A 22,197-nucleotide genomic window follows, 5' to 3' on the forward strand; every position below is an offset into this window, starting at 1 on the left:
GGGAACGGCGCGATCAGGTTCGATTGACAGGGATCGCGCCCGCGACTAACGGGGCCCCTCCCCCGAGACAGTAGTAGACGACGAGGTGTCCCCCCGTGGCCCGACCGGAACTTGGCTTGAAGCGCCAGTGCATGAGCTGCGGCGCGAAGTTCTACGACCTCGCCCGCGATCCCGCCGTCTGCCCGAAATGCGGCGCGGTCTATCAGGCGGTCGCCACCTCGAGCCGCGCGGCGCCCCCGGCGCTGTCGCGCGCCTCGAACACCAACGATGACGAGGACGAGACGGACGACAAGGGTCCGGAGCTGGTCTCGCTCGATGAGGTCGAGGCCGCCGAGGACGAGGCGGATCCGACGCCCGATGACGAGACGGCCGATGACGGGGACTCGACCGAGGACGACACCTTCCTCGAGGAGGAGGACACCGGCGACGACGATGTCTCCGACCTGATCGACGGCGATATCGAGAACGACGAGGAGAGCTGAGGCGGTCTCCGCCTCACCTTTGGCACCCCCCTCACGAGCGTGAAAAAAGGGGTTGAGTCCGCGGTGCGAGCCGCCTATAGAACCGGCCTCGCCGGACGCAAGTCGAACGGCGAGACCCCGCGGGACCCAAACCGCGGTGGATGTTAAAGTGGGGCCTTAGCTCAGCTGGGAGAGCGCTTCCATGGCATGGAAGAGGTCATCGGTTCGATCCCGTTAGGCTCCACCATCCCACTCTCGCGTGTCGTGTCCCTGTCCGGGATGCGAACCGCCGTTAAAACAATTGGGGCCTTAGCTCAGCTGGGAGAGCGCTTCCATGGCATGGAAGAGGTCATCGGTTCGATCCCGTTAGGCTCCACCATCTCTCCCAGCACGACGCGGCCATCCTGGCCTTCTGCGCCGTAAAGCAGGTTCCCACAGCACCGTCCTAGTGAGCGGAGCGACGCAATCCAGTCGGCGCGTTGACTGATATCGCGCGGCCCTGGGCACTTCGCGTTGCTCGGGACGACGGAGAGGACACCACCCGAGAGTTTCTGGCGGACACCGTCTTGGCCGTTCATGCTCCCAGCCGGACCCATTGCTGTATGGCCCCGGCTCAGCGGGTCAGATGCCCCAGCGGCAGCGCCGTCGTGTACTTCACCTGTCCTAGGGCAAAGCTGGAGCGGATGTTGGCCACGCCGGGGATGCGCGTGAGGTGATCGAGGACGAGCTTCTGGTACTGGCTCAGATCCTCCACCACCACCCGCAGCATGTAGTCGGCCTCGCCGCTCATCAGATAGCACTCCACGACCTCCGGGCGGTTGCGCACCGCCTCGTCGAAGGCCTGGAGCGCCGCCTGGGTCTGCTTCTCCAGCGACACGTGGACGAACACATTGACGGCGAGTCCCAAGCTCAGCGGGTCGACCACCGCCACGCAGCCGCGGATCACCCCCGCCTCTTTCAGATCGTTGACGCGGCGCCAGCACGGCGAGGTCGACAGGCCCACGCGCTCGGCGAGGTCCGCGATGCTGATCTCGCTGTCCTGCTGCAGGCATTCGAGGATGCGCAGGCTCGCGGCGTCGAGGGGAGCCGGTCGCGTGGGCATGAGATCGGTCTCCGGTCGCAGTGGCCAGCAATGTCCGCCGTCTGAAGCCCGCGGGCGGGCGTCAGCCCCCGCCAAGTGGCATGATTTGCCACTTAGCCTCTAATTTCGGAACGAACAATCCTGATATGACGTCGGCAGAGCAAATATTCGGCATGTCCGCCCGCGGCGAAGCTCGTATGATCGGGTCAGCCAGGGAGGCCGCGCCGATGAACGCCATACCGCCGAAAGCCACCATCGCGCGGTCCGCCGAGGTCGATCACGACCCGGCCGAGACCCAGGACTGGCTCGCCGCGCTGGAATCAGTCTTCCGCACAGACGGCGCGGCCCGAGCCCGCTTCATCCTCGACCGCCTGGAGCGGCGCTCGAAGGAAATCGGCATCCTCGACGAGGCCCTGCCCTACTCGCCCTACCGGAACACGATCGCGCTGGAGAAGCAGCCGCGCTACCCGGGCGACCTCGACATCGAGGAGCGCCTGACGTCGATCATGCGCTGGAACGCGCTCGCCATGGTGGTGCGCGCCAACATGGCCTACGGCGAGCTCGGCGGCCACGTGGCGAGCTACGCCTCGGCGGCGGAACTGTTCGAGGTCGGGTTCAACCACTTCTTCAAGGGAGGCGCCGACGGTGACCTCGTCTATTTCCAGCCGCATTCGGCGCCCGGCGTCTACGCCCGGGCCTTCCTCGAGGGCCGGCTCTCCGAGGAGCAGCTGAAGCACTACCGCCAGGAGATCGCCGGTGACGGCCTGTGCTCCTACCCGCATCCGTGGCTGATGCCGGATTTCTGGCAGGTCCCCACCGGCTCCATGGGCATCGGGCCGATCCACGCGGTCTACCAGGCGCGGTTCATGCGCTATCTCGGCGACCGCGGCCTCGCCGACACCACCGGGCGGCATGTCTGGGGCGTGTTCGGCGACGGCGAGATGGACGAGCCCGAGTCGATCGGCGGCCTCGCGCTTGCGGCGCGCGAGAATCTCGACAACCTGACCTTCGTCATCAACTGCAACCTGCAGCGGCTGGACGGCCCGGTGCGCGGCAACGGCCAGATCATCCAGGAGCTGGAGAGCCTGTTCCGTGGCGCCGGCTGGAACGTTATCAAGGTTTTGTGGGGCTCGGAGTGGGACGGGATCTTCGCCCGCGACACCAACCACGCCCTACTGCGGCGCTTCGCCGAGACGGTCGACGGCAAGTACCAGACGCTGGGCGCCAAGGACGGCGCCTACAACCTCGCGCACTTCTTCGGCGAGGACCCGGAGGTGCGCGAGCTCGTCGCCCACATGTCGGACGCCGATGTCGACCGGCTGAAGCGCGGCGGCCATGACTTCCGCAAGCTCTACGCGGCCTTCGCGGCCGCCAAGGCGACCAAGGGCCGGCCCACGGTGATCTTGGCCAAGACCAAGAAGGGCTACGGCATGGGCGGCGCGGGTGAATCACGCATGACCGCCCACCAGGCCAAGAAGCTCGACGTCGATGCGCTGCGCGCCTTCCGCGACCGGTTCGCCCTTCCGCTGACGGATGCCCAGGTGGAGGGCTTGGCCTTCTACAAGCCGGCCGAGGACGGCGCCGAGATGCGCTACCTGTGCGAGCGCCGCGAGATGCTCGGCGGCGTCCTGCCGGCCCGCCGCCGCACCGCGCCGACCGTCGCGGTTCCGGCGCTCTCGACCTACGCGGGCTTCGCGCTCGAGGCCGGCGGCAAGGAGATGTCGACCACGACGGCGGTGGTGCGCCTGTTCGGCAATCTCCTGAAGCACAAGGATCTCGGGCCGCGCATCGTGCCGATTGTCGCCGACGAGGCGCGGACCTTCGGCATGGCCAACCTGTTCCGGCAGGTCGGGATCTACGCGCCGCAGGGGCAGCTCTACGAGCCGGAAGACGCCGGCTCGATGCTCTACTACCGCGAGGCCCGCGACGGGCAGCTTCTGGAGGAAGGCATCACCGAGGCCGGGGCGATCTCGTCCTGGACGGCGGCGGCCACGTCCTACAGCGTCCACGGCCTGTCGATGCTGCCGTTCTACATCTACTACTCGATGTTCGGCTTCCAGCGGGTCGGCGACCTGATCTGGGCGGCGGCCGACCAGCGGGCCCGCGGCTTCCTGATCGGCGCCACGGCCGGCCGGACGACGCTCGGCGGCGAGGGCCTGCAGCACCAGGACGGGTCGAGCCACATGCAGGCGGCCGCGATCCCGAACTGCCGGGCCTACGACCCGGCCTTCGCGTACGAGATGGCGGTGATCGTCGACCGGGGCGCCCGGGCAATGATGGAGGAGGGCGAGGACGCCTTCTACTATCTCACGGCGATGAACGAGAACTATGCCCAGCCCTCCATGCCGCAGGGGGCGGAGGCCGGCATCCTGAAGGGCATGTACCGCCTGTCGGGGCCGGAGGCCGGTGTGGGGGCCGTGCGGCTCCTGGGCTCCGGGGCGATCCTGCCGGAGGTGATCGCGGCGGCGGCGATGCTCGCGCAGGATTTCGGCGTCGCGGCCGAGGTGTTCAGCGTGACGAGCTTTAGCGAGCTGGCCCGCGACGCCCGCGAGGCCGAGCGGCAGGCGATGCTCAACAGGGAGGCCGAGGCGCCTCTCAGCCACGTGGCGGCGCTGCTGCCGGGCACGGCGCCTATCGTCGCGGCGAGCGACTACGTCCGGGCCTACCCGCAGCTGATCGCCTCCTATGTCGGCGCGCGCTTCGTCGCCCTCGGCACCGACGGGTTCGGGCGCAGCGACACCCGCAACGCGCTCCGTCGGTTCTTCGAGGTCGACCGGCAGCACGTGGTCATCGCCGCCCTGCACGCCCTGGCCGAGGCCGGCACAGTGCCGCGCACCACGGTGGCGGACGCGATCCGCCTCTACGGGATCGATGCGGACGCGCCCGCACCCTGGACGGTCTAGTCCTTGGTCATGTGCCGACACGGGCGTCGCTCAAACACGACACATCGTCATTCCGGGGTTCGCCGCAGGCGAGAGCCCGGAATGACGGGATTGGCTATCAGACCGTCACGTCCGGGTTGCCGAGGCGAAGACGCGTCAGGGCCGGCATTCTAAGGGTCCGGCAGAGGACCTCCGCCACGCGAACCCGCTTCGCCATCCACTGGCCCAATCACGGAACTCCGCCCGCATGAGCGCCGCGCTGCAGATCGCCCTCCCAGACATTGGCGACTACCGGGACGTGCCGGTCATCGAGCTTCTGGTGAAGCCGGGCGACCGCCTCGCCGTGGACGACCTGATCCTCAGCATCGAATCCGATAAGGCGACCATGGAGGTCCCCTCCCCGGTCGCCGGAATCGTGCGCGAATTGCTGGTCTCGGTGGGGTCGAAGGTATCCAAAGGGACTCCGATCCTGACGGTCGAGCCTGCCGAGGGCGGTGGGGCCGCACCTGCGGTGGAAGCGCCTGCCGCGGCCACGATGCCGACGGGTTCCGAGCAAGGCGCTGGTTCCCTCTCCCGAGCGGGAGACGGACAGGGTGAGGGCAAAGTACCATCCGGAGAGGGCGCAGCCTTCTCCCCAACCCTCCCCCATACGGGAGAGGCGGCCGGTCGCGCCTCACCGGAGCCGGCACAGGCCGATCCGATCCAAGCGATCCGCGGCGACGTGCATGCCAGCCCGTCCGTCCGCCAGCTCGCGCGCGAGCTCGGCGTGCGCCTCGACGGCGTGCCGGCCACCGGGCCGAAGGGGCGGATCCTGCGCGAGGACGTGCACGCCTACGTCAAGGCGGCCCTCGGCGCGCCGGCCCAGGCGCCCGTCGCTGCATCGGGGATCGGTGCCGGACTTCCGCCCTGGCCGGAGGTCGACTTCGCCAAGTACGGCCCTGTCCGGCGGGAGCCGCTGTCGCGGATCCAGACGCTGTCGGGGGCCAATCTCAGCCGCAACTGGCTGACGATTCCCCACGTCACCAACTTCGACCGGGCCGACGTCACCGAGATCGAGGCATTCCGGGTCGGCCTCAACAAGGAGACGCGGACGCCGCCTGCCCGGGTCACCATGGTGGCCTTCCTGATCAAGGCGGCAGCCCTGGCCTTGCGCGCCCACCCGCGCTTCAACACGTCGCTCGAGGGCAGCGACCTCGTCTTCAAAGACTACGTCCATATCGGCTTCGCGGTGGACACGCCGAAGGGCCTGATGGTGCCGGTGGTGCGCGATTGCGATCGCAAGGGCCTGATCGAGATCGCCACCGAGATGGCCGCGATGGCCGAGAAGGCCCGGGCCGGAACACTGGCGGGCTCCGACATGCAGGGCGGCTGCTTTTCCGTGTCGTCGCTCGGCGGCATCGGCGGCGACGGCTTCACCCCGATCATCAACGCCCCCGAGGTCGCGATCCTGGGGGCGGCGCGCTCGCGGACCGAAGCGGTCTGGGACGGGCGGGCCTTCCAGCCGCGCCTGATCCTCCCCTTGAGCCTGTCCTGGGACCACCGCGTCGTCGACGGCGTCGCCGCCGCCCGCTTCCTCGGCCACGTGGCGTCGGTCCTGTCCGACCTGCGCCGCGCCCTCCTGTGACCGTCGCCATGCCCGACACGCTCGACATCCGCGTCCCCGACCTCGGTGACTACGCCGACGTCCCCGTGATCGAGATCCCGGTCGCTCCGGGGCATCCGGTCGCCAAGGATCAGACTCTCCTTATCGTCGAATCCGACAAGGCGACGCTGGACATCCCCTCCCCGGCGGAGGGTCACCTCATCGAGATGCTGGTCGGCCTCGGCGACACGGTCTCGGCCGGCACCCTGGTCGCGCGCCTCGCAGTCGCACCGACGCGCGCGGCTGAGGCGCCAGGTCCCGCCTCGCCGCAGAACCCCAGCGCCGACGCGGGCTGTGATGTCCTGGTGATCGGCGGCGGTCCCGGCGGCTATTCGGCCGCTTTCCGGGCTGCCGATCTCGGGCAGCGGGTGATCCTGGTGGAGCGCGACGCGACTCTGGGCGGTGTCTGCCTGAACGTCGGCTGCATCCCCTCCAAGGCGCTGCTGCACGTGGCAGCGGTCACCGAGGAGGCCGTCCGGCTCGCCGCGCACGGGATTCACTTCGGCGCCCCGACGGTCGACCTCGAGAAGCTCCGGACCTTCAAGACCGGCACCGTCCGCCGCCTTACCGACGGGCTCGCCCAGATGGCGCGGCAGCGGAAGGTCGAGGTGGTGCGCGGCAGCGCGCGCTTTACCGGACCGAACGCGGTCTCGGTGGCCCTGCACGACGGCGGCACGCGCGACGTCACCTTCGCCGCCGCCATCGTGGCGGCAGGCTCGTCGCCCGTGGCGCTGCCGATGCTGCCGGACGACCCGCGCGTGGTCAATTCGACGGGCGCGCTGGACCTGCCGGTCGTGCCCCGCCGGCTGCTGGTGATCGGCGGCGGCATCATCGGCCTGGAGATGGCGACCGTCTACAGCGCCCTCGGCGCCCGCGTCGACGTGGTCGAGCGCCTGCCGAACCTGCTGGAGGGCGTCGACCGCGATCTCGTGACGGTCTGGACGAAGCGCAACGCCCATCGGTTCGACCGGATCTGCACGGGGGCCGAGGTCACCGCCGCTAACGCCACACCGGACGGCATTGCCGTCACGCTCGCCGGCGAGGCAGAGGCCCAGACCTACGACCTCGTGCTCCAGGCGGCCGGACGCCGCCCGAACGGCGCGACCTTGGGGCTCGACGCGGCCGGCGTGGCCCTGGACGGCGGCTTCGTGCCGGTCGACGCCCAGATGCGCACGAACGTGCCGCACATCCTGGCCATCGGTGACTGCGTCGGCCAGCCGATGCTCGCCCACAAGGCGGTCCATCAGGGCCACGTCGCCGCTGAGGCGGCCGCCGGCCACAAGGCCGGGTTCGACGCCGCGGTCATCCCGTCCGTGGCCTATACGGACCCGGAAATTGCCTGGGTCGGCCTCACCGAGACGGCGGCCAAGGCGGCCGGCCGGTCCGTGGAAGTCGCGCGTTTCCCCTGGGCCGCCTCCGGCCGGGCCATCGCCAACGGCGCCGATTACGGACTGACGAAGCTCCTGTTCGATGGGGAGACGAAGCGCCTCGTCGGCGGCGCCATCGTGGGACCGAGCGCGGGCGACATGATCGGCGAGGTCGCCCTGGCGATCGAGATGGGGGCGGACGCCACAGATATCGGGCGTACGATCCATCCGCACCCGACCCTCGGCGAGACGATCGGCCTCGCGGCGGAAGCGGGGCTCGGCCTCTGCACCGATCTGCCGCCGGTGGTCCGGCGCTGAGGGTCAGTTCGGTGCTCGATGCCGGCCCGCGCCGTGGAGCCGGTATCCGATGCGGCGGGCGGCTACCGGCCACGCGCGGGGCCGCCCAGCACACATTGAGGGGACGCTCCAACCGGCCGGAAAAGATCGGCACCTGTGCCGAGAATGGGACGGACCGGATACGCGAGTAACGCTAAGGTTATCCAGAACCTCAACCAGATGCACTGCCGTGAGCTTCGTACCCCGGTCCCTCTTCACGACCGACGCTCTGCCAGAGCGAGACCGTTTCGAGGCCTGGCGCGCCCTGTTCTCCGCCCATGACCTCGACGCCGATCCGCACGGCTTCGCCGGCAGGATCGAGACCACCCTGGTCGGATCGATGGCGCTGCGCGTCATGAACGCGGCACCGCAGGCGCCGGCCCGGACCAGATCCCAGATTCGGCGCGACGGCCAGGACGGCTTCGTGCTGCATCTGAGCCGGCACCCGTTTCACGTCGAGACGGACCGGGGCGAGGTTGCAGTCCCAGCGGGCGCGATCAGCCTCAACGACCTGTCGCAGCCCTATCGCCGCAGCCGGGTGCCGGAGACGGATTCGCTGATCCTGGCGTTTCCCCGTTCGTCCGTCGCCGCCGTGCTTCCGGACGAGGACGCGTTGCACGGGCTGATCCTGAACGGCGGTGCGGGGCGTCTCCTCGCCGACCATATGCGGAGCTTGGCCGCGCACAGCGACGCGATCGCCACGATCGATGCCGCCCATATCGCCCAGGCCACGCTCCACATGGTTGCGGCCTGCGCCCGTCCGAGCCTGGAGGGAGCCGCACGCGCCGCCGCGCCCCTCGATGCCGCCCGACTCAGGGCAGCGAAGCGGCTCATGCGTGGGAATCTCTGCACGCCGCTCCGAATCGACACCGTCGCGCGGGAACTGGGCCTGTCGCGCTCGCACCTCTATCGCCTGTTCGAGCCGGAAGGCGGGGTGGCGCGCTACCTCGCGCGGCAACGGCTGGCCGCCGTCCGCGCGGCGCTCGACGATCCGCTCGAGCGGCGATCGATCGGCGAGATCGGCGAGGCCTACGGCTTTGGGAGCAGCGCTCTCCTCAGTCGTGCGTTTCGGCAGGCCTACGGTCTTAGCCCGCGCGACTACCGGGCCTTCGCCCGCGGAACATGAAGCGACCAAAATCGCTGCCGCTCGCTCATTCAGCGGGATCGGGAGCGGCGTAACTCGACGGATCTGCCGATCGTATATATCCCGTCGCGGGGCCGGCCAGCGGCCGGTCTGGTTCGTAGATCCTGCCGGTCTCGACGGTCGGCATGCGAAAACGATCGGGCGTTCATCTGGGAGGACAAGCCCCGAGATGCTGAGGCTTACCGGAAAGTTCTCTCGCCATGCCGCTCCGATCTCGTTGTTTCTGCCTCGGCCTGGCACTTTGCTGTCGTCCTACGAGCAAGGCCCGTCCGGATCGGCGTCCGGACGATGGGCCATCCGCCTGGTTCTGGCGGCATGGGGTGCAGGTCTGTTGACCGGGTCCCCGAGCTGGGCGCTCGACGGCACGGCGCAGACGGGGTCCGCTGTCGCCCTGGCGCCGACCGACAATTCCCAGGCACTGATCGCCGCGTTGAGAAGCCGGATTCTGGCCGCGCACAGTGCGACGCTGGCACTCGAGGGCTGGTGCGCCGATTACAAGCTTGCGGGAGATCCACATCTGGTCGCCGAGCGCGTACCCGGGGCCGACAAGCCCCTGACGGCGGCTCAGCGTGCGCGTCTGGCGATCGGTCCGGACGAGCCGGTGCGCTACCGCCGGGTCCGCCTCGCCTGCGGGGATCGGGTTCTGTCTGAGGCGGACAACTGGTACGTCCCCGCCCGTCTCACGCCGGAGATGAACGCCACGCTTGATGGCACCCGCACCCCGTTCGGCCGGGTCGTCCGCCCGCTGGCCCCGGTGCGTCACACCGTCGAAGTTCGCGCGCCTGTGCCGCACGCAAATCCCGGTCTCGACGATCCGCTGTTCGAGGTCGACGCCGTGCTGTCGACAGGCGCCGGTCAGCCCTTCTGCGAGGTCGTCGAAACCTATCTGGGCGGTGCACTGCCCCGAGCTTCGCGGTAAGACCCCGTCCGAACAGGGGATGGGAGGACCAGAATGCATTCGAGGCTGCGTCGTAGGGTTTGGGCTCTGGTGGCGATGGGCGCGCTCGGCGGTCCGGCCTGGGCGGCCGACCCGTCCGGGATCTGGCTGACTGAAACCGGGAGTTCCCGCGTCCGCATCGCGCCGTGCGGCGGCGGCTTCTGCGGGACGATCGTCAGCGCACCCGGCAAGGGCCTCGACGTGAAGAACCCCGATCCGGCCCTGCAGAATCGTAGCGTGGTGGGGGTGCAGATCCTGGATGCGCGCCAGCCCGACGGCACCGGCTTCTCGGGCTCACTGTACAACCCGAACGACGGGAAGACCTATTCCGGATCGCTGAAGCTGACCGGACCCAACACTCTCGAGGTAGCGGGCTGCGTCATGAGCGTGTTCTGCAAGCGGCAAACCTGGACGCGCGTCAAATAAGCCGCGGCGCGTATCGGCGGCTTCGCGTGGCGCATATTCTTGTGCCGCGTCGCAACATCGCAGGATCGATAGTGCGCGATCGAAGTTGCCTGGGTCTGCAACCAACAAGGATTGTCATGACCCGGACACTTCTCGCGAGCCTTCTGACCTTGGCCACCCTCGTACCCGCCGCCGCCCAGGTGGTCGACCGGCCTGTCGCGCCCGCGCCGAGTGCACCGGGCGTGGTCAGCCAGCAGAGCGACAGCACCGGCGGGAATGCGGCGGTGACGTACTCGCCGACCGGCCAGCCGGCCGACACGATCTCCAACAACTCGTCGGCCGCCGGGAATGCAAACCAGCCGTCGCGGGTCGCGCCCCAGGGTGGCGCGGGTGGCGGCAACAAGTAAGCCCACCTCCCGGATCAGGCCGATCCGTCGCCTGATCCGAGGCCGCACCGCCGACGGTGCGGCCTTCGCGTAAGCTGAGAGACCTCAGGCGGCTTCGATGAGAGCCTGCGCGACGGCGTCGAGGGCGGCCTCCGCCCCGGCCCCGTTCGGGCCGCCGGCCTGCGCCATGTCGCGCCGCCCGCCGCCGCCCTTGCCGCCGAGCGCGCCGGCGCCGGCCCGGACCAGCCCGACCGCGTCGTAGCGTTCGGTCAGGTCGTCGGTGACGCCGACCACCAGCCCCGCTTTGCCGTCGGCGGCGACGCCGACCACCGCAACGATGCCGGAGCCCAGGCGCTTCTTCTCCTCGTCGACGATCGGCTTGAGATCGCGCATGTCGAGCCCCGCGACCACCGAGCGGCGGAACGCCACGCCGCCGATCTCGGTCTGCTGCGCGCCCGAGCCCGGTCCGCCCTCGCCGCCCATGGCGAGCTTGCGCCGGGTCTCGGCCAGCTCACGCTCCAGGCGCCGCCGATCCTCCATCAGAGCGGTGAGACGATCGGGCGCCTCCGAGACCGGGGCCTTGAGGATGCCGGCCAGCGCCGCGAGCGTCCGGGCCTCCTCGGCGCGGTGGTGACGCGCGGCGTCCGCCGTCAGCGCCTCGATCCGCCGAACGCCGGCGCCCACGGCGCTTTCCGCCACGACGGTGATCGCCCCGATGTCGCCGGTGCGCGCGGCGTGGGTGCCGCCGCAGAGCTCGACGGAGAAGTTCTTCGGCTTCCCCTGGGCTGCCGCGTCATCGACCGGCAAGCCCATGGAGACCACCCGGACCTCGTCGCCGTACTTCTCGCCGAACAGCGCGCGGGCGCCCGACGCGATGGCGTCGTCCACCGCCATCAGCTTGGTCACGACCGGCGCGTTCTGGAGCAGCACCGCGTTGGCGATGTCCTCGACCCGGGCGAGTTCCTCCGCCTCGATCGGCTTCGGATGGCTGATGTCGAAGCGCAGACGCTCGGGGCTGACCAGCGAGCCCTTCTGGGCGACATGGTCGCCGAGCACCTGCCGCAGCGCCTCGTGCAGCAGGTGGGTGGCCGAGTGATTGGCCCGGATCGCCTTGCGACGGGCATGGTCGACCTTCAGCTCCACCGGCTGGTCGAGGCTGAGGCTCCCCTCCTCCACGGTCACGTGGTGGACGAACACGTCGCCGAGCTTCTTCTGGGTGTCGGTGACCCGCGCGCGGACGCCCGGGGCCAGGATCAGACCGGTATCGCCGACCTGGCCGCCCGACTCGCCGTAGAACGGCGTCTGGTTCACGAGGACGAGGCCGGTCTGGCCGGGCTCCAGGCTTCGCACCTCGTCGCCGTCGCGCAGCAACGCGGTGACGATGCCTTCAGCGGTCTCGGTCTCGTAGCCCAGGAATTCGGTGGCCCCGACGCGCTCGCGCAGGCCGAACCAGACGGTCTCTGTGGCCGCCTCGCCCGAGCCCTTCCAGGCCTCGCGGGCCGCCTGCTTCTGGCGCTGCATCGCGGCAGCGAAGGCGTCGGTGTCCACGCCGATGCCGCGGGCCTTGAGGGCGTCCTGCGTCAGGTCGAGGGGGAAGCCGTAGGTGTCGTAGAGGGTGAAGGCGGTCTCGCCGGAGAGCTTGTCGCCATCCTTGAGGTCGCGGCTCTCGGCATCGAGGATCGACAGGCCGCGCTCCAGGGTCCGGCGGAATCGGGTCTCCTCCAGCTTCAGGGTCTCGGCGATCAGGCTCTCGGCCCGCATCAGCTCCGGATAGGCCTGGCCCATCTCGCGCACCAGCGTCGGCACGAGGCGGAACATGGTGGGCTCGCGGGCGCCGAGGATCTCGGCGTGGCGCATGGCCCGGCGCATGATCCGGCGCAGGACGTAGCCGCGGCCCTCGTTGCCCGGCAGCACGCCGTCGGCCACCAGGAAGGAGGCCGCCCGCAGGTGGTCGGCGATCACCCGGTAGGACGCCATCGTTGCGGGCTCCGGCGCCCGCGAGACGGCGTGCGCGACGGCGTCGATGAGCGCTCGGAACAGGTCGGTGTCGTAGTTCGAGTGCACGCCCTGGAGGATCGCCGCCATGCGCTCCAGGCCCATGCCGGTGTCGATCGACGGCCGCGGCAGCGGGTTCCGAACGCCCGGCTCCAGCTGCTCGTACTGCATGAACACGAGGTTCCAGAACTCGAGGAAGCGGTCGCCGTCCTCGTCCGGAGAGCCGGGCGGGCCGCCCTGGAGCGCCGGGCCCTGGTCGATGAAGATCTCCGAGCAGGGGCCGCACGGGCCGGTATCGCCCATCTGCCAGAAATTGTCCGAGGTCCCGATCCGGATGATCTTGTCGTCGGAGAAGCCGGCGATCTTCTTCCACAGGCCGGCGGCCTCGTCGTCATCGGCGTAGACGGTGACGAGGAGCTTGTCCGGCTTGAGGCCGAACTCCTTGGTGATCAGCGTCCAGGCCAGCTCGATCGCCCGGTCCTTGAAGTAGTCGCCGAACGAGAAATTGCCGAGCATCTCGAAGAACGTGTGGTGGCGCGCGGTGTAGCCGACATTGTCGAGGTCGTTGTGCTTGCCGCCGGCCCGCACGCATTTCTGCGCGGTCGTCGCCCGATCGTAGGCGCGCCTCTCCATCCCGGTGAAGACGTTCTTGAACTGTACCATACCGGCGTTCGTGAACATCAGCGTCGGATCGTTCTTCGGCACGAGGCTGGACGAGGACACCACCTCGTGCCCAGCCTTGGCGAAGTAGTCGAGGAAGGTCGACCGGATCTCGTTGACGCCGCTCATCGGGGCTGACTCTGGCAGGACAGACAGGGAAAGGGCGGCCGCGCGTCCTCCGCGCGGCGCCCGCATGGCGCCCTCTTAAGGAGGGATCCCGCGCGAGTCACGGGCGGCCTGCCGTGAATTCGCCCTGGGACGCCGCAACTCGGCCACAAGCACGGCCGTGTTGTCGCCACATCTGTCAAGCGATGGTGAGTCCGTAGCGCCGTCGCGGCGTGTGGAGAGTCGGGATAACGATGCAGGGCCGCACGGTCGGATCGCCGAGGACCATCACCGGCAAGCAGGGCCATTTCGGCGTAGGCAGCGCCGACGTGATCGCCGCCCAGCCCATGCTGGGCCGCGCCCATGGCAGCCGCCCCGCGCTGTTCCGCTCGCTGTTGACCGTGTCACTGATCGCCGGCGGCCTCAGCGCGGCTCTGATCGGTTCGGGTGTCGACCTCGGCAAGGTCGGCCTTTCCCCGGCGGTCTCGACCGCGGAGGCGGCGACCGAGTTGCCGATGCCGCGGCCGCGGATCCACACCGTTGCCCTGAACGACACGCTCGAGCAGACTCCGTTGCGCGCCGCAGCCAGCTTCGCGCCCGTGCACGATCTCGACACCGATATCGGCTCCAACACGGTGGACCGGGTCTCCTACGACTTCCTGCTTTCGGAAAGCTCGGGCGGCGACCCGAACGACATCCTTGAATTCGGGCCGATGAAGATCCGGCGCCACCTTGTGCAGACGATCGTGCGCGCCGCCCAGGCCGTTCAGACCGACCCGGTCCTGCTCATGGCGGTGGCCGACAAGGAGTCGAGCTTCGTCACCGCGGTCCAGGCCAAGACCTCCTCGGCCACTGGGCTCTACCAGTTCATCGAGCGCACCTGGCTCGGCGTGGTGCGCGATTTCGGCGCCAAGTACGGGCTGGAGAAGGAGGCGGCGCTGATCGCGTCGGACGCCAACGATCGGCCGGTGATCACCGATCCGGCCGAGCGTGTTCGGGTGCTGGAAATGCGCCGCGACCCCTATCTGTCGGCCCTGATGGCCGGCGAGATGCTCAAGCGCGACGCGGCCCGCATCGCCCTGCGCATCGGGCGCGAACTCACGCTCGGCGAGGTCTACCTTGCCCACTTCCTGGGACCGGACGACGCGAGCGAGTTCCTCGCCAACGTCGTGAACAAGCCGGCCGCGGCCGCCGCCGCCCTGCTCCCGGGGCCGGCCCGCGCCAACCGCTCGATCTTCTTCGCCGCCGGCCGCTTCGTCGGGCGCGGCCGTCACCGCAAGCCGCTGAGCCTGTCGGTGGCTCAGGTCCACGAGAAGTTCGAGGCGATGATGAGCACCCGCGGATCGCGCTACCAGAACGTCCGCGCTGTCTCGGGCATCATGGCCTATGCCGATGCCGAGGCCGGGACCGCGACGCAGTAACGCCTCTGTGAGGCCGCGGCCCGTTTCGGGCGCCGGCGCGCAACCAGCGGCGGATTGCCGACTTTCCTCCCTGTGCGCCGCATGTCCGCCGGGCGCGAAGGATGACTTCGGGGGAAGTCCTTGAAAAAGCAAAAGACGAGCGCGCCCCTACCGCTCACCGATACGCTATCTCCGGGTATCCCGCTCGATCAGATCGGGCAGACACTCGCCTCGTTCTATGACGAGTTGGTCTCCGAAGGTATCCCGGAGCACCTCGCCGCCCTGGTGCGCCGCGTCCGCCAGACAGAGAATGCCACTACCGCGCAAGAGGCCACGGGCCCGGCGACGGCCCCGGCAAGCGAAGTGCCGCGTGTCGCCCTGGTCGTGGAGGACGATCCCGAGGTTCGCGCCTTGGCAGAAACCCTGCTCGAAGAGACGGAACTCGAGGTGGTGGGCTGCGACAGCGCCGAGGCGGCCCTGTCGGTCCTTCAGGCGCGGGGCGGAGACGTCGCCCTGGTCTTCGCCGATATCCGGCTGGCCGGTGAGATGGACGGACTTCAACTCGCCCGAGCGGTGGCGACCCTGTGGCCGAGAGCCCGGCTGGTGGTCACGTCCGGACACGGCCTGGGACGTCCTGAGCTGCCATCCGAGGCGGTCTTCATCGCCAAGCCCTGGCGTGCGCTCGACGTGCTGGTCGAGGCCGAGCGCGCGGCCGCGGAGCCGGCGCCGCCGGTCCTCTGACGGACGAGGCGCACAGCCGAAACTTGCTCGGCGACGTCGCGCTGTAGGTCCGGGATCGAGAAGCTAGCGCGGTATCTGGAGGCCCAGAGTATGGGCGCGGACCGTGCGCCAGCCGCGTGCCCTCACCGCGATCGGCGCGGCCAAGCGACGGCCGCGCGAGGGCACTGGGCCCGGCCCTTGCATGGCGGAAGTCCGCATCGGTGCGAGCCCGGAGTCTGCGAAGGTGCCGATCCTCTCCGTCCGCCACCGAACGGTCTACCGGTATCGGCGTCCGGTCGCGTTCGGCGAGCACCGGATCATGTTTCGGCCCCGCGACAGCTACGACCAGCGGCTGATCGAGGCGACCCTCGATATAGATCCCGAGCCGTCCTCGCTCCGCTGGATGTTCGATGTCTTCGGGAATTGCGTGGCGGTGGCGGCCTTCGACACCCGCGCGGAGGCACTCACCTTCGCCTGCGGCATCACCCTCGAACACACGCCCGAGCACGCGCCGATCTTCCCCCTCGCCCCGCACGCGACCCATTACCCGTTCGGCTACGGCGCCGAGGACATGCCGGACCTGTCCCGCTCCATCGAGCGGCAATGGCCGGACGTGCGTCACGAAATCGACGCCTGGGCGCGCGGCTTCCTACCGGCGGACGGGCGGATCCCCACGCAGGAGTTGCTGGCTGCGATGACGCGCAGCGTGCGCGCGAACTTCACCTATCTCGCCCGCGCCGAGAAGGGCGTGCAGGATCCGCTCACCACGCTGCGCAGCAAGCGCGGCTCATGCCGTGATTTCGCAGTTCTGATGATGGAGGGCGTGCGGGCGCTCGGCATGGCCGCGCGGTTCGTGTCCGGCTACCTCTACAATCCCCGCAACGACCGGGCCCGCCACGTCGGCGGCGGCTCCACTCATGCGTGGCTTCAGGTCTACCTGCCGGGCGCCGGATGGGTCGAGTTCGATCCGACCAACGGCATCGTCGGCAACCGCGACCTGATCCGCGTGGCCGTCACCCGCGACCCGGCGCAGGCGGTCCCCCTGCACGGCTCCTTCTTCGGACTGGCGAGCGACGATCTCGGCATGCAGGTCGAGGTCGACGTGATCGAGCTGCCCGTCGACGCGGCGACGACACGCACATTTCAAGGTTCGCCGCTGCCTCTGGCGCGTTGAGCTCCCGGACCCAGTACGAGCGTGCGTGGCGATCCCGCGCGAATGGCGACACGACGAGATGGCCGAGATGAAGATCAGGACAGGTTTCGACATTGGCTTCACGCTGTCTCAGCCGACCCCGATGATCCTGATGCTGAGCATCCATCCCAGCAGGCTGGCCGATCTCCTGAGCCCACAGGCGATCGCCTTCGATCCGCCGCTCACCGCACACGAATACCGGGACTCGTTCGACAACATCTGCCACCGCATCGTCGCGCCGCCGGGGCAGCTGCTCATCTCGGCGGACTTCACCGTCCAGGACACCGGAGAGCCCGACCTCGTCGTGCCCGAGGCCCGGCAGATCCCGGTGCAGGACCTGCCCGATGACGTGATGGTCTACCTGCTGGGCTCGCGCTACTGCGATACCGACAAGCTCTCGCAGACGGCGTGGTCTCTGTTCAGCGCCGCGCCGGAAGGCTGGGGGCGGGTTCAGGCGATCGTCAATTACACGCACGAGCGCATCCGCTTCGACTATCAGCGCGCCGACGCGACACGGACGGCGCATGATGGCTTCATGCAACGCGAGGGCGTGTGCCGGGACTTCGCGCATCTCGCGATCGCTTTCTGCCGCTGCATGAACATCCCGGCGCGCTACGCCACCGGCTATCTCGGCGATATCGGCGTGCCGAAGGATCCCGCCCCGATGGACTTCTCGGCGTGGTTCGAAGTCTATCTCGACGGTCCGGACGGCCCGCGCTGGTACACGTTCGACGCGCGCCACAATCGGCCGCGGATCGGCCGCATCGTCATGGCCCGCGGACGAGACGCAACCGATTGCGCGATCGCGACGAATTTCGGCTTCGCCCATCTCGCGCGGTTCGACGTCCACACCGACGAGGTCGCCTGAGCGGCCGCCCGTCGCACGGGTCAGCCCCCATACGTATTCCGCCGTCCATCAAAATGTCGGCGCGTGCGTGGAACTGCTTGGCTATGCTCACGCTTGTAATGGCAAAGGTTATTGCACAGGCAGGCCATCCATGAAGACCTCGCTCACCGCACTCGGCGCGCTCCTCGGCGTGGCTGTTCTTGCCGCGACTCCGGCACTCGCCGCTACGTCGTACGATCCCTTCGGCACCGACAATGCCGATGAGTACTACTCGGACCAGGGACAGTACGGTTACCAGGGCACGTACGCGCCGGGATACGGCCAGGGCGTGCAGGCCGCACCGCAGGCGCAGGTCCAGCCGATCCCCCGTGAGGTCGTGGCGTTCAACGCCCCTTATGCGCCGGGCACGATCGTGGTCTCCACCGCCGAGCGCCGCCTGTACTACGTGCTCGGCAATGGCCAGGCGCTCCGCTACGGCGTCGGCGTCGGCCGGCCGGGCTTCAGCTGGAGCGGCACCAACACCATCACGGCCAAGCGCGAGTGGCCGTCGTGGACGCCGCCGAAGGCCATGATCGCCCGTCGTCCCGATCTGCCGCGCTACATGGCCGGCGGCATCGAGAACCCGCTCGGCGCCCGCGCGATGTATATCGGCCACACCGAATACCGCATCCACGGCTCCAACGAGCCGGACACGATCGGCCAGGCCGTGTCGTCGGGCTGCATCCGGATGACCAACGACGACGTGACCGATCTCTACGAGCGTGTGAAGGTCGGCGCCAAAGTCGTCGTGCTGAACTGATCGGATCCGACCGGGCCCGTATAGCTCGGCATGAAGTACAGCGGCCGCGTCGTCCGGATCGGATGGCGTGGTCGCCTGCGTTCGCGCTCAGATCACGGCACGACCCGGCCGACGGCGGTCTGCGCCGGGCTGAAGGAGGCGATCGGTAGGTCGCAGAAGCAGCGCACGCCGAGGGGGCGCGGGCCGGGCAGAGGACACGAGAACGGCTTCGGCCCGGTGAGCCCCTGCTGCACGGCATCGCAGTTGAAGCCGACCGGCGCACGCTCCGCCCGGCGGGGCGGCCGGCGGTAGCCGCGCTCGTAGCCCGGATCCTCGTAGCCCGCGGGCGGCCCACCGTAGCCGGGGCCCTCGACATACTGGGCGCGGGCACCCGGCCCGGGCAGGACAGCCGCGAGCGCCAGCGCGGCGATCGTCAAACGGACAGGACCACGCAGGCCGGATCGGCCGGAGACAGTAAGGCGCATGCCTGAACCCTTCGCTCGACGCGGACCCATCGCGTCCGCCCGGCGGCTCTCGGCGGCAATACGGGCGAAAACGAGACGGCCCGCCCCCGGGGTCGAGGGCGGGCCGCGGCCCCGTTCGGTGACGGGATGCTCAGTGCGTCGCGCGGTCGGCGGCGTCCTGAGCGTTCTGGGCGGTCTGCTTGGTGGCGTCCTGGCCCTGCTCCATGGCCTTGCGCGCCTCGTCGGCACCCTGCTGCATGGCCGACTTCGCGCGCTCGGCCCCCTGCTGCATCGCGCTCTGGGCGAGGCCGCTGAACTCTTTGGCCTGTGCCTGGATGGCGGCGAACTGGCTGCGGACGAACTCGGCCTGATGCTGCATGGCCTCCTGCATGTCCTTCGCCCGGACCAGCTTCTGCGCGAGGTCGAACGCCGCGTTCACGTTCTGCTCAGCGTATTCGAAGCCGCGCGACGAGGCGTCGAGAGCATTGCTCCGCGCCAGCTCGGCCGAACCCTGCACCGTGTCGGCCGTGCGGCGGGCAGCACCGATGAAGCTGTCGAATGCCTTGCGGGCCTGCTCGACACTCTTCTCAGCGAAATCACGCATTTCGGTCGGGACTTCGTAGTTCGGAGGGTTGCTCATCTTTCGTCTCCTCTCGTTTTCGTATGTGGATGGCGCTTTGTGCAGTGCAAAATATCCGATTCGCCACCATATGCCACCTGCGCCACCGGCGTTAAGGTTGACATGACGTAAACGTGTGACGGTTGCGCCGAGAATCCAGCGTCGCGGCGCGAAGGAGTTTACAATAGGGCTTCGATCGCGGGCGTTTCTCGGGCAAACGGGGTCGGGGAACAGGGACGGGCGTGTGAGTTCGAGGTCGCGGGCTTTGGAGACGACACTGATACCGACTGCCGGATCAGCCGAGCCTCAGCTCGCCGCCGCCTTCGCGGCCTGGCAGGGCATGCCGAACCTGGCCGCGGCCCTTGGCGCGCGGGATCCGGTTCATCTGGTGATCGATGCAAGGGCCGGGCGGATCGTGCACGCCTCCCCGAACGCCCTCCTCCTGGCGAACACCCTCGGCGGCGCCAGCGTGGCAGGATTGATCCGGCAGATTGTGGCAACGGCGCCGACGGACACCGCGCCGCGACTCGTCCGCCTGCGCCTCGATCCACGCCGGATCGCGCCCCCCGTGCTCTGCTGGCTGGCCCGCCACGATCACGGGTCCAGCGACTCCGTGATCCTGGTCGCCGCGACAGCGCCGGTTGCGGTGCCTCGGATTCGTTCGGCTCAGCCGGAGGCGGAACCGGCGCCGCAACGGCCGCCTGCCGCTGCGGCGCCCGAGCCAGCGCTCCCGCGGGACGACCGCTTCCTGTGGCGGATGGATGAATCGGGTACGCTGACCGCGCTCAACGGTCCTGAGGTCCTGGCGGGCCTCGTCGGCCAAAAGTGGCACGAGCTCGCCGCGGCCGGCCGCGTCTCCGGTGCCGAGGGGATGCTCACGGCTCTGCACGAGCGGCGCACCTTCCGCGGCGAGTCGGCCGTCCTCGAGACCGCCGGCGGCCCTGTCCGGGTCGAGCTCTCGGGCGCACCGCTCGGGCGCGGCGATGCGGCGTTCTCGGGCTTCGGCGGATTCGGCCTGATCCGAGCCTTTCCTCAGCAAGCCTCAAGCCCAGCCCCGCAGGACACAGCTGCGGAGATCGCGAGGCCGGTCGAGGTCGCGCCGAACACACCGGTTCCGGCGCCTCCAGCCTCTGAGCCCGAGACTGCGGACATCGCCGATCCGGCCCCCGTGCCGGCTCCGCTGTCGACGGACGAGCATGCCGCGTTTCGGGAGATCGCCCGGGCGCTGGGCGCGCGTTACGCGGGCGATGAAGCGGAGCCCGATATGGAAGCTCGGAAGCCGGAAAGCGGCGCCGTCATGCCATTTCCCGGAGCGCAGCCCGGCCTCGCGGAACCGCGCGACGCCGCGACCGCGCCGGTGCCCGGCACCGAGATTCTCACCGGCCTCCCCCTTCCGGCGCTCATCCATCGCGCCGACACGATCCTGGCGGCGAACGGCAGGTTCCTCGCGCTGACGGGATACACCGATCTGGCAGCCCTGGTTGCGACCGGTCTCGGCGCGCTGCTGCCGGGCTACGCGCAGGCGGAGGAACCAACCGCACGCCGGACAGCGGTCACGACGGCCGAGGGAGGCACCCAGCCGGTCGAGGCGCTGAGCGGCGCCTGCGCGTGGGCCGGCGCGCCGGCGACCTGCCTGATCGTGCGGCCGCTCGAAGAAGCCGATGTGGCGGGCGCGCTCGCGGCCGAGCGCCTGGCGCGCGCGGCGCAGGCGGAGCGCACGGCGAGCGCCGAGGCGGCGCTCGACGCACTCACGTCGGGGATCGTCACGCTCGACGGAGCGGGCCGCGTCGTCGCGGTCAACCGCGCGGCCGCCGCCATGCTCGGCTGCGATCCCCGCGAGGTGGTCGGAGGCAGCTTCGTGGCCCTGTTCGACCGGGACAGCGTGTTGGCCGTTGCCGATCTTCTGCGCGGCGGGTCCGAGGGGTTGCGTCCAGTCTCCCTCGCCGGCGCGACCCTGACCCTCGACATCAAAGCGATGCGGGACGATGGCTGTCGGGTCGCAATCCTGGAACCGGCGCCCGCTACATCGTCTCACCCTCCGCCTGCTCCGCCGCCGGTCGCGGAGGATCGGGCTGCCGCGCTCGGCGGAAACCGGGGCGCCGCCCTGACCCGCCTGGATCAAGCGTTTCGCGAACCCCTGACCGGCATGCTTGATCTCGCCGACGCGATGCTGAAGGAGCCGTTCGGTCCGCTCGGGGACGCGCGCTATCGCGGCTGCCTCGCGGAGATCAAGGCGTCCGGCGAGGCCATGCTGCAGCGGGTCGGCAAGCTTCTCGACCTCGCCGCCGTCGAGGCCGGATCCCTGCAGCTCGAGCCGCGTCCGCTCGACCTCAACGACGTCGCGGCCGGGTGCGTCGCGCGGCTCCAAGGCCAGGCCGCCCGCGGGCGCATCGTCGTGCGGACGAGCTTCTCCTCCGACCTGGAGGATCTGGAGGCCGACGAGCGCTCCGTCAGCCGTGCGGCCTCCCTGGTGATCGAGCACGCCATCCGGCGCTCGACCGCGGGAGGCCAGATCATCGTCTCCACCGGCGCCGCGGAGCGGACAGCCGTGGCCCTTCGGGTCCGCGACACCGGCGCCGCGTCGGCAAGGACCGCGGATCCCGAAGGGGATGTCGAGGAAGGGCTCGCCCTGCCCCGCGCCCTCGTGGAGGCCAATGGCGGTCGCCTTCAGCTGTCGGCCCGGCCCGAGGACGGCACGCTGGTGGAGATCATCATGCCGATCCGCCGGGCGGCGAATGGCTGAGGCCGGGCACCGGGGGAGGTCATCGCACCGAGC

Annotated in this window: 18 protein-coding genes and 2 tRNA genes; 16 read left to right on the forward strand and 4 right to left on the reverse strand. The window is 69.6% G+C overall.

Annotation, left to right across the window (positions count from 1 at the left end):
- Positions 1-95 precede the first annotated feature (95 nt).
- The 3 genes from AC3WSN_RS17195 to AC3WSN_RS17205 all read left to right on the forward strand — a co-directional run bounded on the left by AC3WSN_RS17195 (position 96) and on the right by AC3WSN_RS17205 (position 840).
- Positions 96-482, forward strand: coding sequence for a TIGR02300 family protein (locus tag AC3WSN_RS17195; protein WP_192708088.1), 387 nt, complete (start codon positions 96-98; stop codon positions 480-482).
- A gap of 150 nt (positions 483-632) precedes the next feature.
- Positions 633-708 (forward strand) — tRNA-Ala (locus tag AC3WSN_RS17200).
- A 56-nt stretch (positions 709-764) separates the two neighbouring features.
- Positions 765-840 (forward strand) — tRNA-Ala (locus tag AC3WSN_RS17205).
- A gap of 234 nt (positions 841-1,074) precedes the next feature.
- Here the strand turns inward: AC3WSN_RS17205 and AC3WSN_RS17210 are convergent.
- Positions 1,075-1,563: an Lrp/AsnC family transcriptional regulator gene (locus tag AC3WSN_RS17210; RefSeq protein WP_492539557.1), complete on the reverse strand. Its 489-nt coding sequence runs from the start codon at positions 1,561-1,563 to the stop codon at positions 1,075-1,077.
- Between the two features lie 206 nt (positions 1,564-1,769).
- Here AC3WSN_RS17210 and mdeB point away from each other — a divergent pair, with 206 nt between their 5' ends.
- From mdeB to AC3WSN_RS17245, 7 genes are all read left to right on the forward strand, one after another.
- Positions 1,770-4,445, forward strand: coding sequence for an alpha-ketoglutarate dehydrogenase (gene mdeB / locus AC3WSN_RS17215; RefSeq protein WP_492539559.1), 2,676 nt, complete (start codon positions 1,770-1,772; stop codon positions 4,443-4,445).
- A gap of 226 nt (positions 4,446-4,671) precedes the next feature.
- Positions 4,672-6,048, forward strand: a complete 1,377-nt coding sequence (locus tag AC3WSN_RS17220) for a 2-oxo acid dehydrogenase subunit E2 (RefSeq protein WP_492539561.1) — start codon at positions 4,672-4,674, stop codon at positions 6,046-6,048.
- A gap of 8 nt (positions 6,049-6,056) precedes the next feature.
- Entirely contained in the window at positions 6,057-7,751 is a 1,695-nt protein-coding gene (gene lpdA / locus AC3WSN_RS17225) for a dihydrolipoyl dehydrogenase (protein WP_492539563.1), read from the forward strand.
- Between the two features lie 208 nt (positions 7,752-7,959).
- A complete protein-coding gene (locus AC3WSN_RS17230; RefSeq protein WP_192708083.1) occupies positions 7,960-8,895 on the forward strand; it encodes an AraC family transcriptional regulator in 936 nt (311 codons plus the stop codon).
- A gap of 187 nt (positions 8,896-9,082) precedes the next feature.
- Positions 9,083-9,832, forward strand: a complete 750-nt coding sequence (locus tag AC3WSN_RS17235) for a hypothetical protein (protein ID WP_492539565.1) — start codon at positions 9,083-9,085, stop codon at positions 9,830-9,832.
- A gap of 33 nt (positions 9,833-9,865) precedes the next feature.
- Positions 9,866-10,276, forward strand: a complete 411-nt coding sequence (locus AC3WSN_RS17240) for a DUF2147 domain-containing protein (RefSeq protein WP_192708081.1) — start codon at positions 9,866-9,868, stop codon at positions 10,274-10,276.
- Positions 10,277-10,392: 116 nt separating this feature from the next.
- Complete coding sequence (locus tag AC3WSN_RS17245) at positions 10,393-10,662, forward strand: hypothetical protein (protein ID WP_492539571.1); 270 nt, start codon at positions 10,393-10,395, stop codon at positions 10,660-10,662.
- An 84-nt stretch (positions 10,663-10,746) separates the two neighbouring features.
- On the opposite strand, the gene alaS is transcribed toward AC3WSN_RS17245, so the two are convergent.
- Positions 10,747-13,425: an alanine--tRNA ligase gene (alaS, locus tag AC3WSN_RS17250; protein ID WP_492539573.1), complete on the reverse strand. Its 2,679-nt coding sequence runs from the start codon at positions 13,423-13,425 to the stop codon at positions 10,747-10,749.
- Positions 13,426-13,655: 230 nt separating this feature from the next.
- On the opposite strand from alaS, the gene AC3WSN_RS17255 reads away from it, so the two are divergent.
- The 5 genes from AC3WSN_RS17255 (at position 13,656) to AC3WSN_RS17275 (ending at position 18,359) form a co-directional block, all read left to right on the forward strand.
- Positions 13,656-14,822, forward strand: coding sequence for a transglycosylase SLT domain-containing protein (locus tag AC3WSN_RS17255; protein ID WP_492539575.1), 1,167 nt, complete (start codon positions 13,656-13,658; stop codon positions 14,820-14,822).
- A gap of 177 nt (positions 14,823-14,999) precedes the next feature.
- Entirely contained in the window at positions 15,000-15,542 is a 543-nt protein-coding gene (locus AC3WSN_RS17260) for a response regulator (protein ID WP_492543143.1), read from the forward strand.
- Positions 15,543-15,765: 223 nt separating this feature from the next.
- Positions 15,766-16,695 carry a transglutaminase family protein gene (locus tag AC3WSN_RS17265; protein WP_492539577.1) on the forward strand — a complete coding sequence of 310 codons (930 nt, stop codon included), beginning with the start codon at positions 15,766-15,768 and terminating at the stop codon, positions 16,693-16,695.
- Between the two features lie 67 nt (positions 16,696-16,762).
- Complete coding sequence (locus tag AC3WSN_RS17270) at positions 16,763-17,581, forward strand: transglutaminase-like domain-containing protein (protein WP_492539579.1); 819 nt, start codon at positions 16,763-16,765, stop codon at positions 17,579-17,581.
- A gap of 130 nt (positions 17,582-17,711) precedes the next feature.
- On the forward strand, positions 17,712-18,359 hold the full coding sequence (locus AC3WSN_RS17275) for a L,D-transpeptidase (RefSeq protein WP_492539581.1): 648 nt from the start codon (positions 17,712-17,714) through the stop codon (positions 18,357-18,359).
- Positions 18,360-18,451: 92 nt separating this feature from the next.
- Here the strand turns inward: AC3WSN_RS17275 and AC3WSN_RS17280 are convergent, their stop codons facing one another.
- Positions 18,452-18,823, reverse strand: a complete 372-nt coding sequence (locus AC3WSN_RS17280; RefSeq protein WP_192708074.1) for a hypothetical protein — start codon at positions 18,821-18,823, stop codon at positions 18,452-18,454.
- Between the two features lie 130 nt (positions 18,824-18,953).
- Entirely contained in the window at positions 18,954-19,442 is a 489-nt protein-coding gene (locus AC3WSN_RS17285) for a phasin (RefSeq protein WP_192708073.1), read from the reverse strand.
- A 223-nt stretch (positions 19,443-19,665) separates the two neighbouring features.
- Here AC3WSN_RS17285 and AC3WSN_RS17290 point away from each other — a divergent pair, with 223 nt between their 5' ends.
- Positions 19,666-22,164 carry a sensor histidine kinase gene (locus AC3WSN_RS17290; protein ID WP_492539584.1) on the forward strand — a complete coding sequence of 833 codons (2,499 nt, stop codon included), beginning with the start codon at positions 19,666-19,668 and terminating at the stop codon, positions 22,162-22,164.
- Positions 22,165-22,197: the final 33 nt, after the last annotated feature.

It is taken from the genome of Methylobacterium sp. FW102-HT35C08 (genome assembly GCF_058790235.1).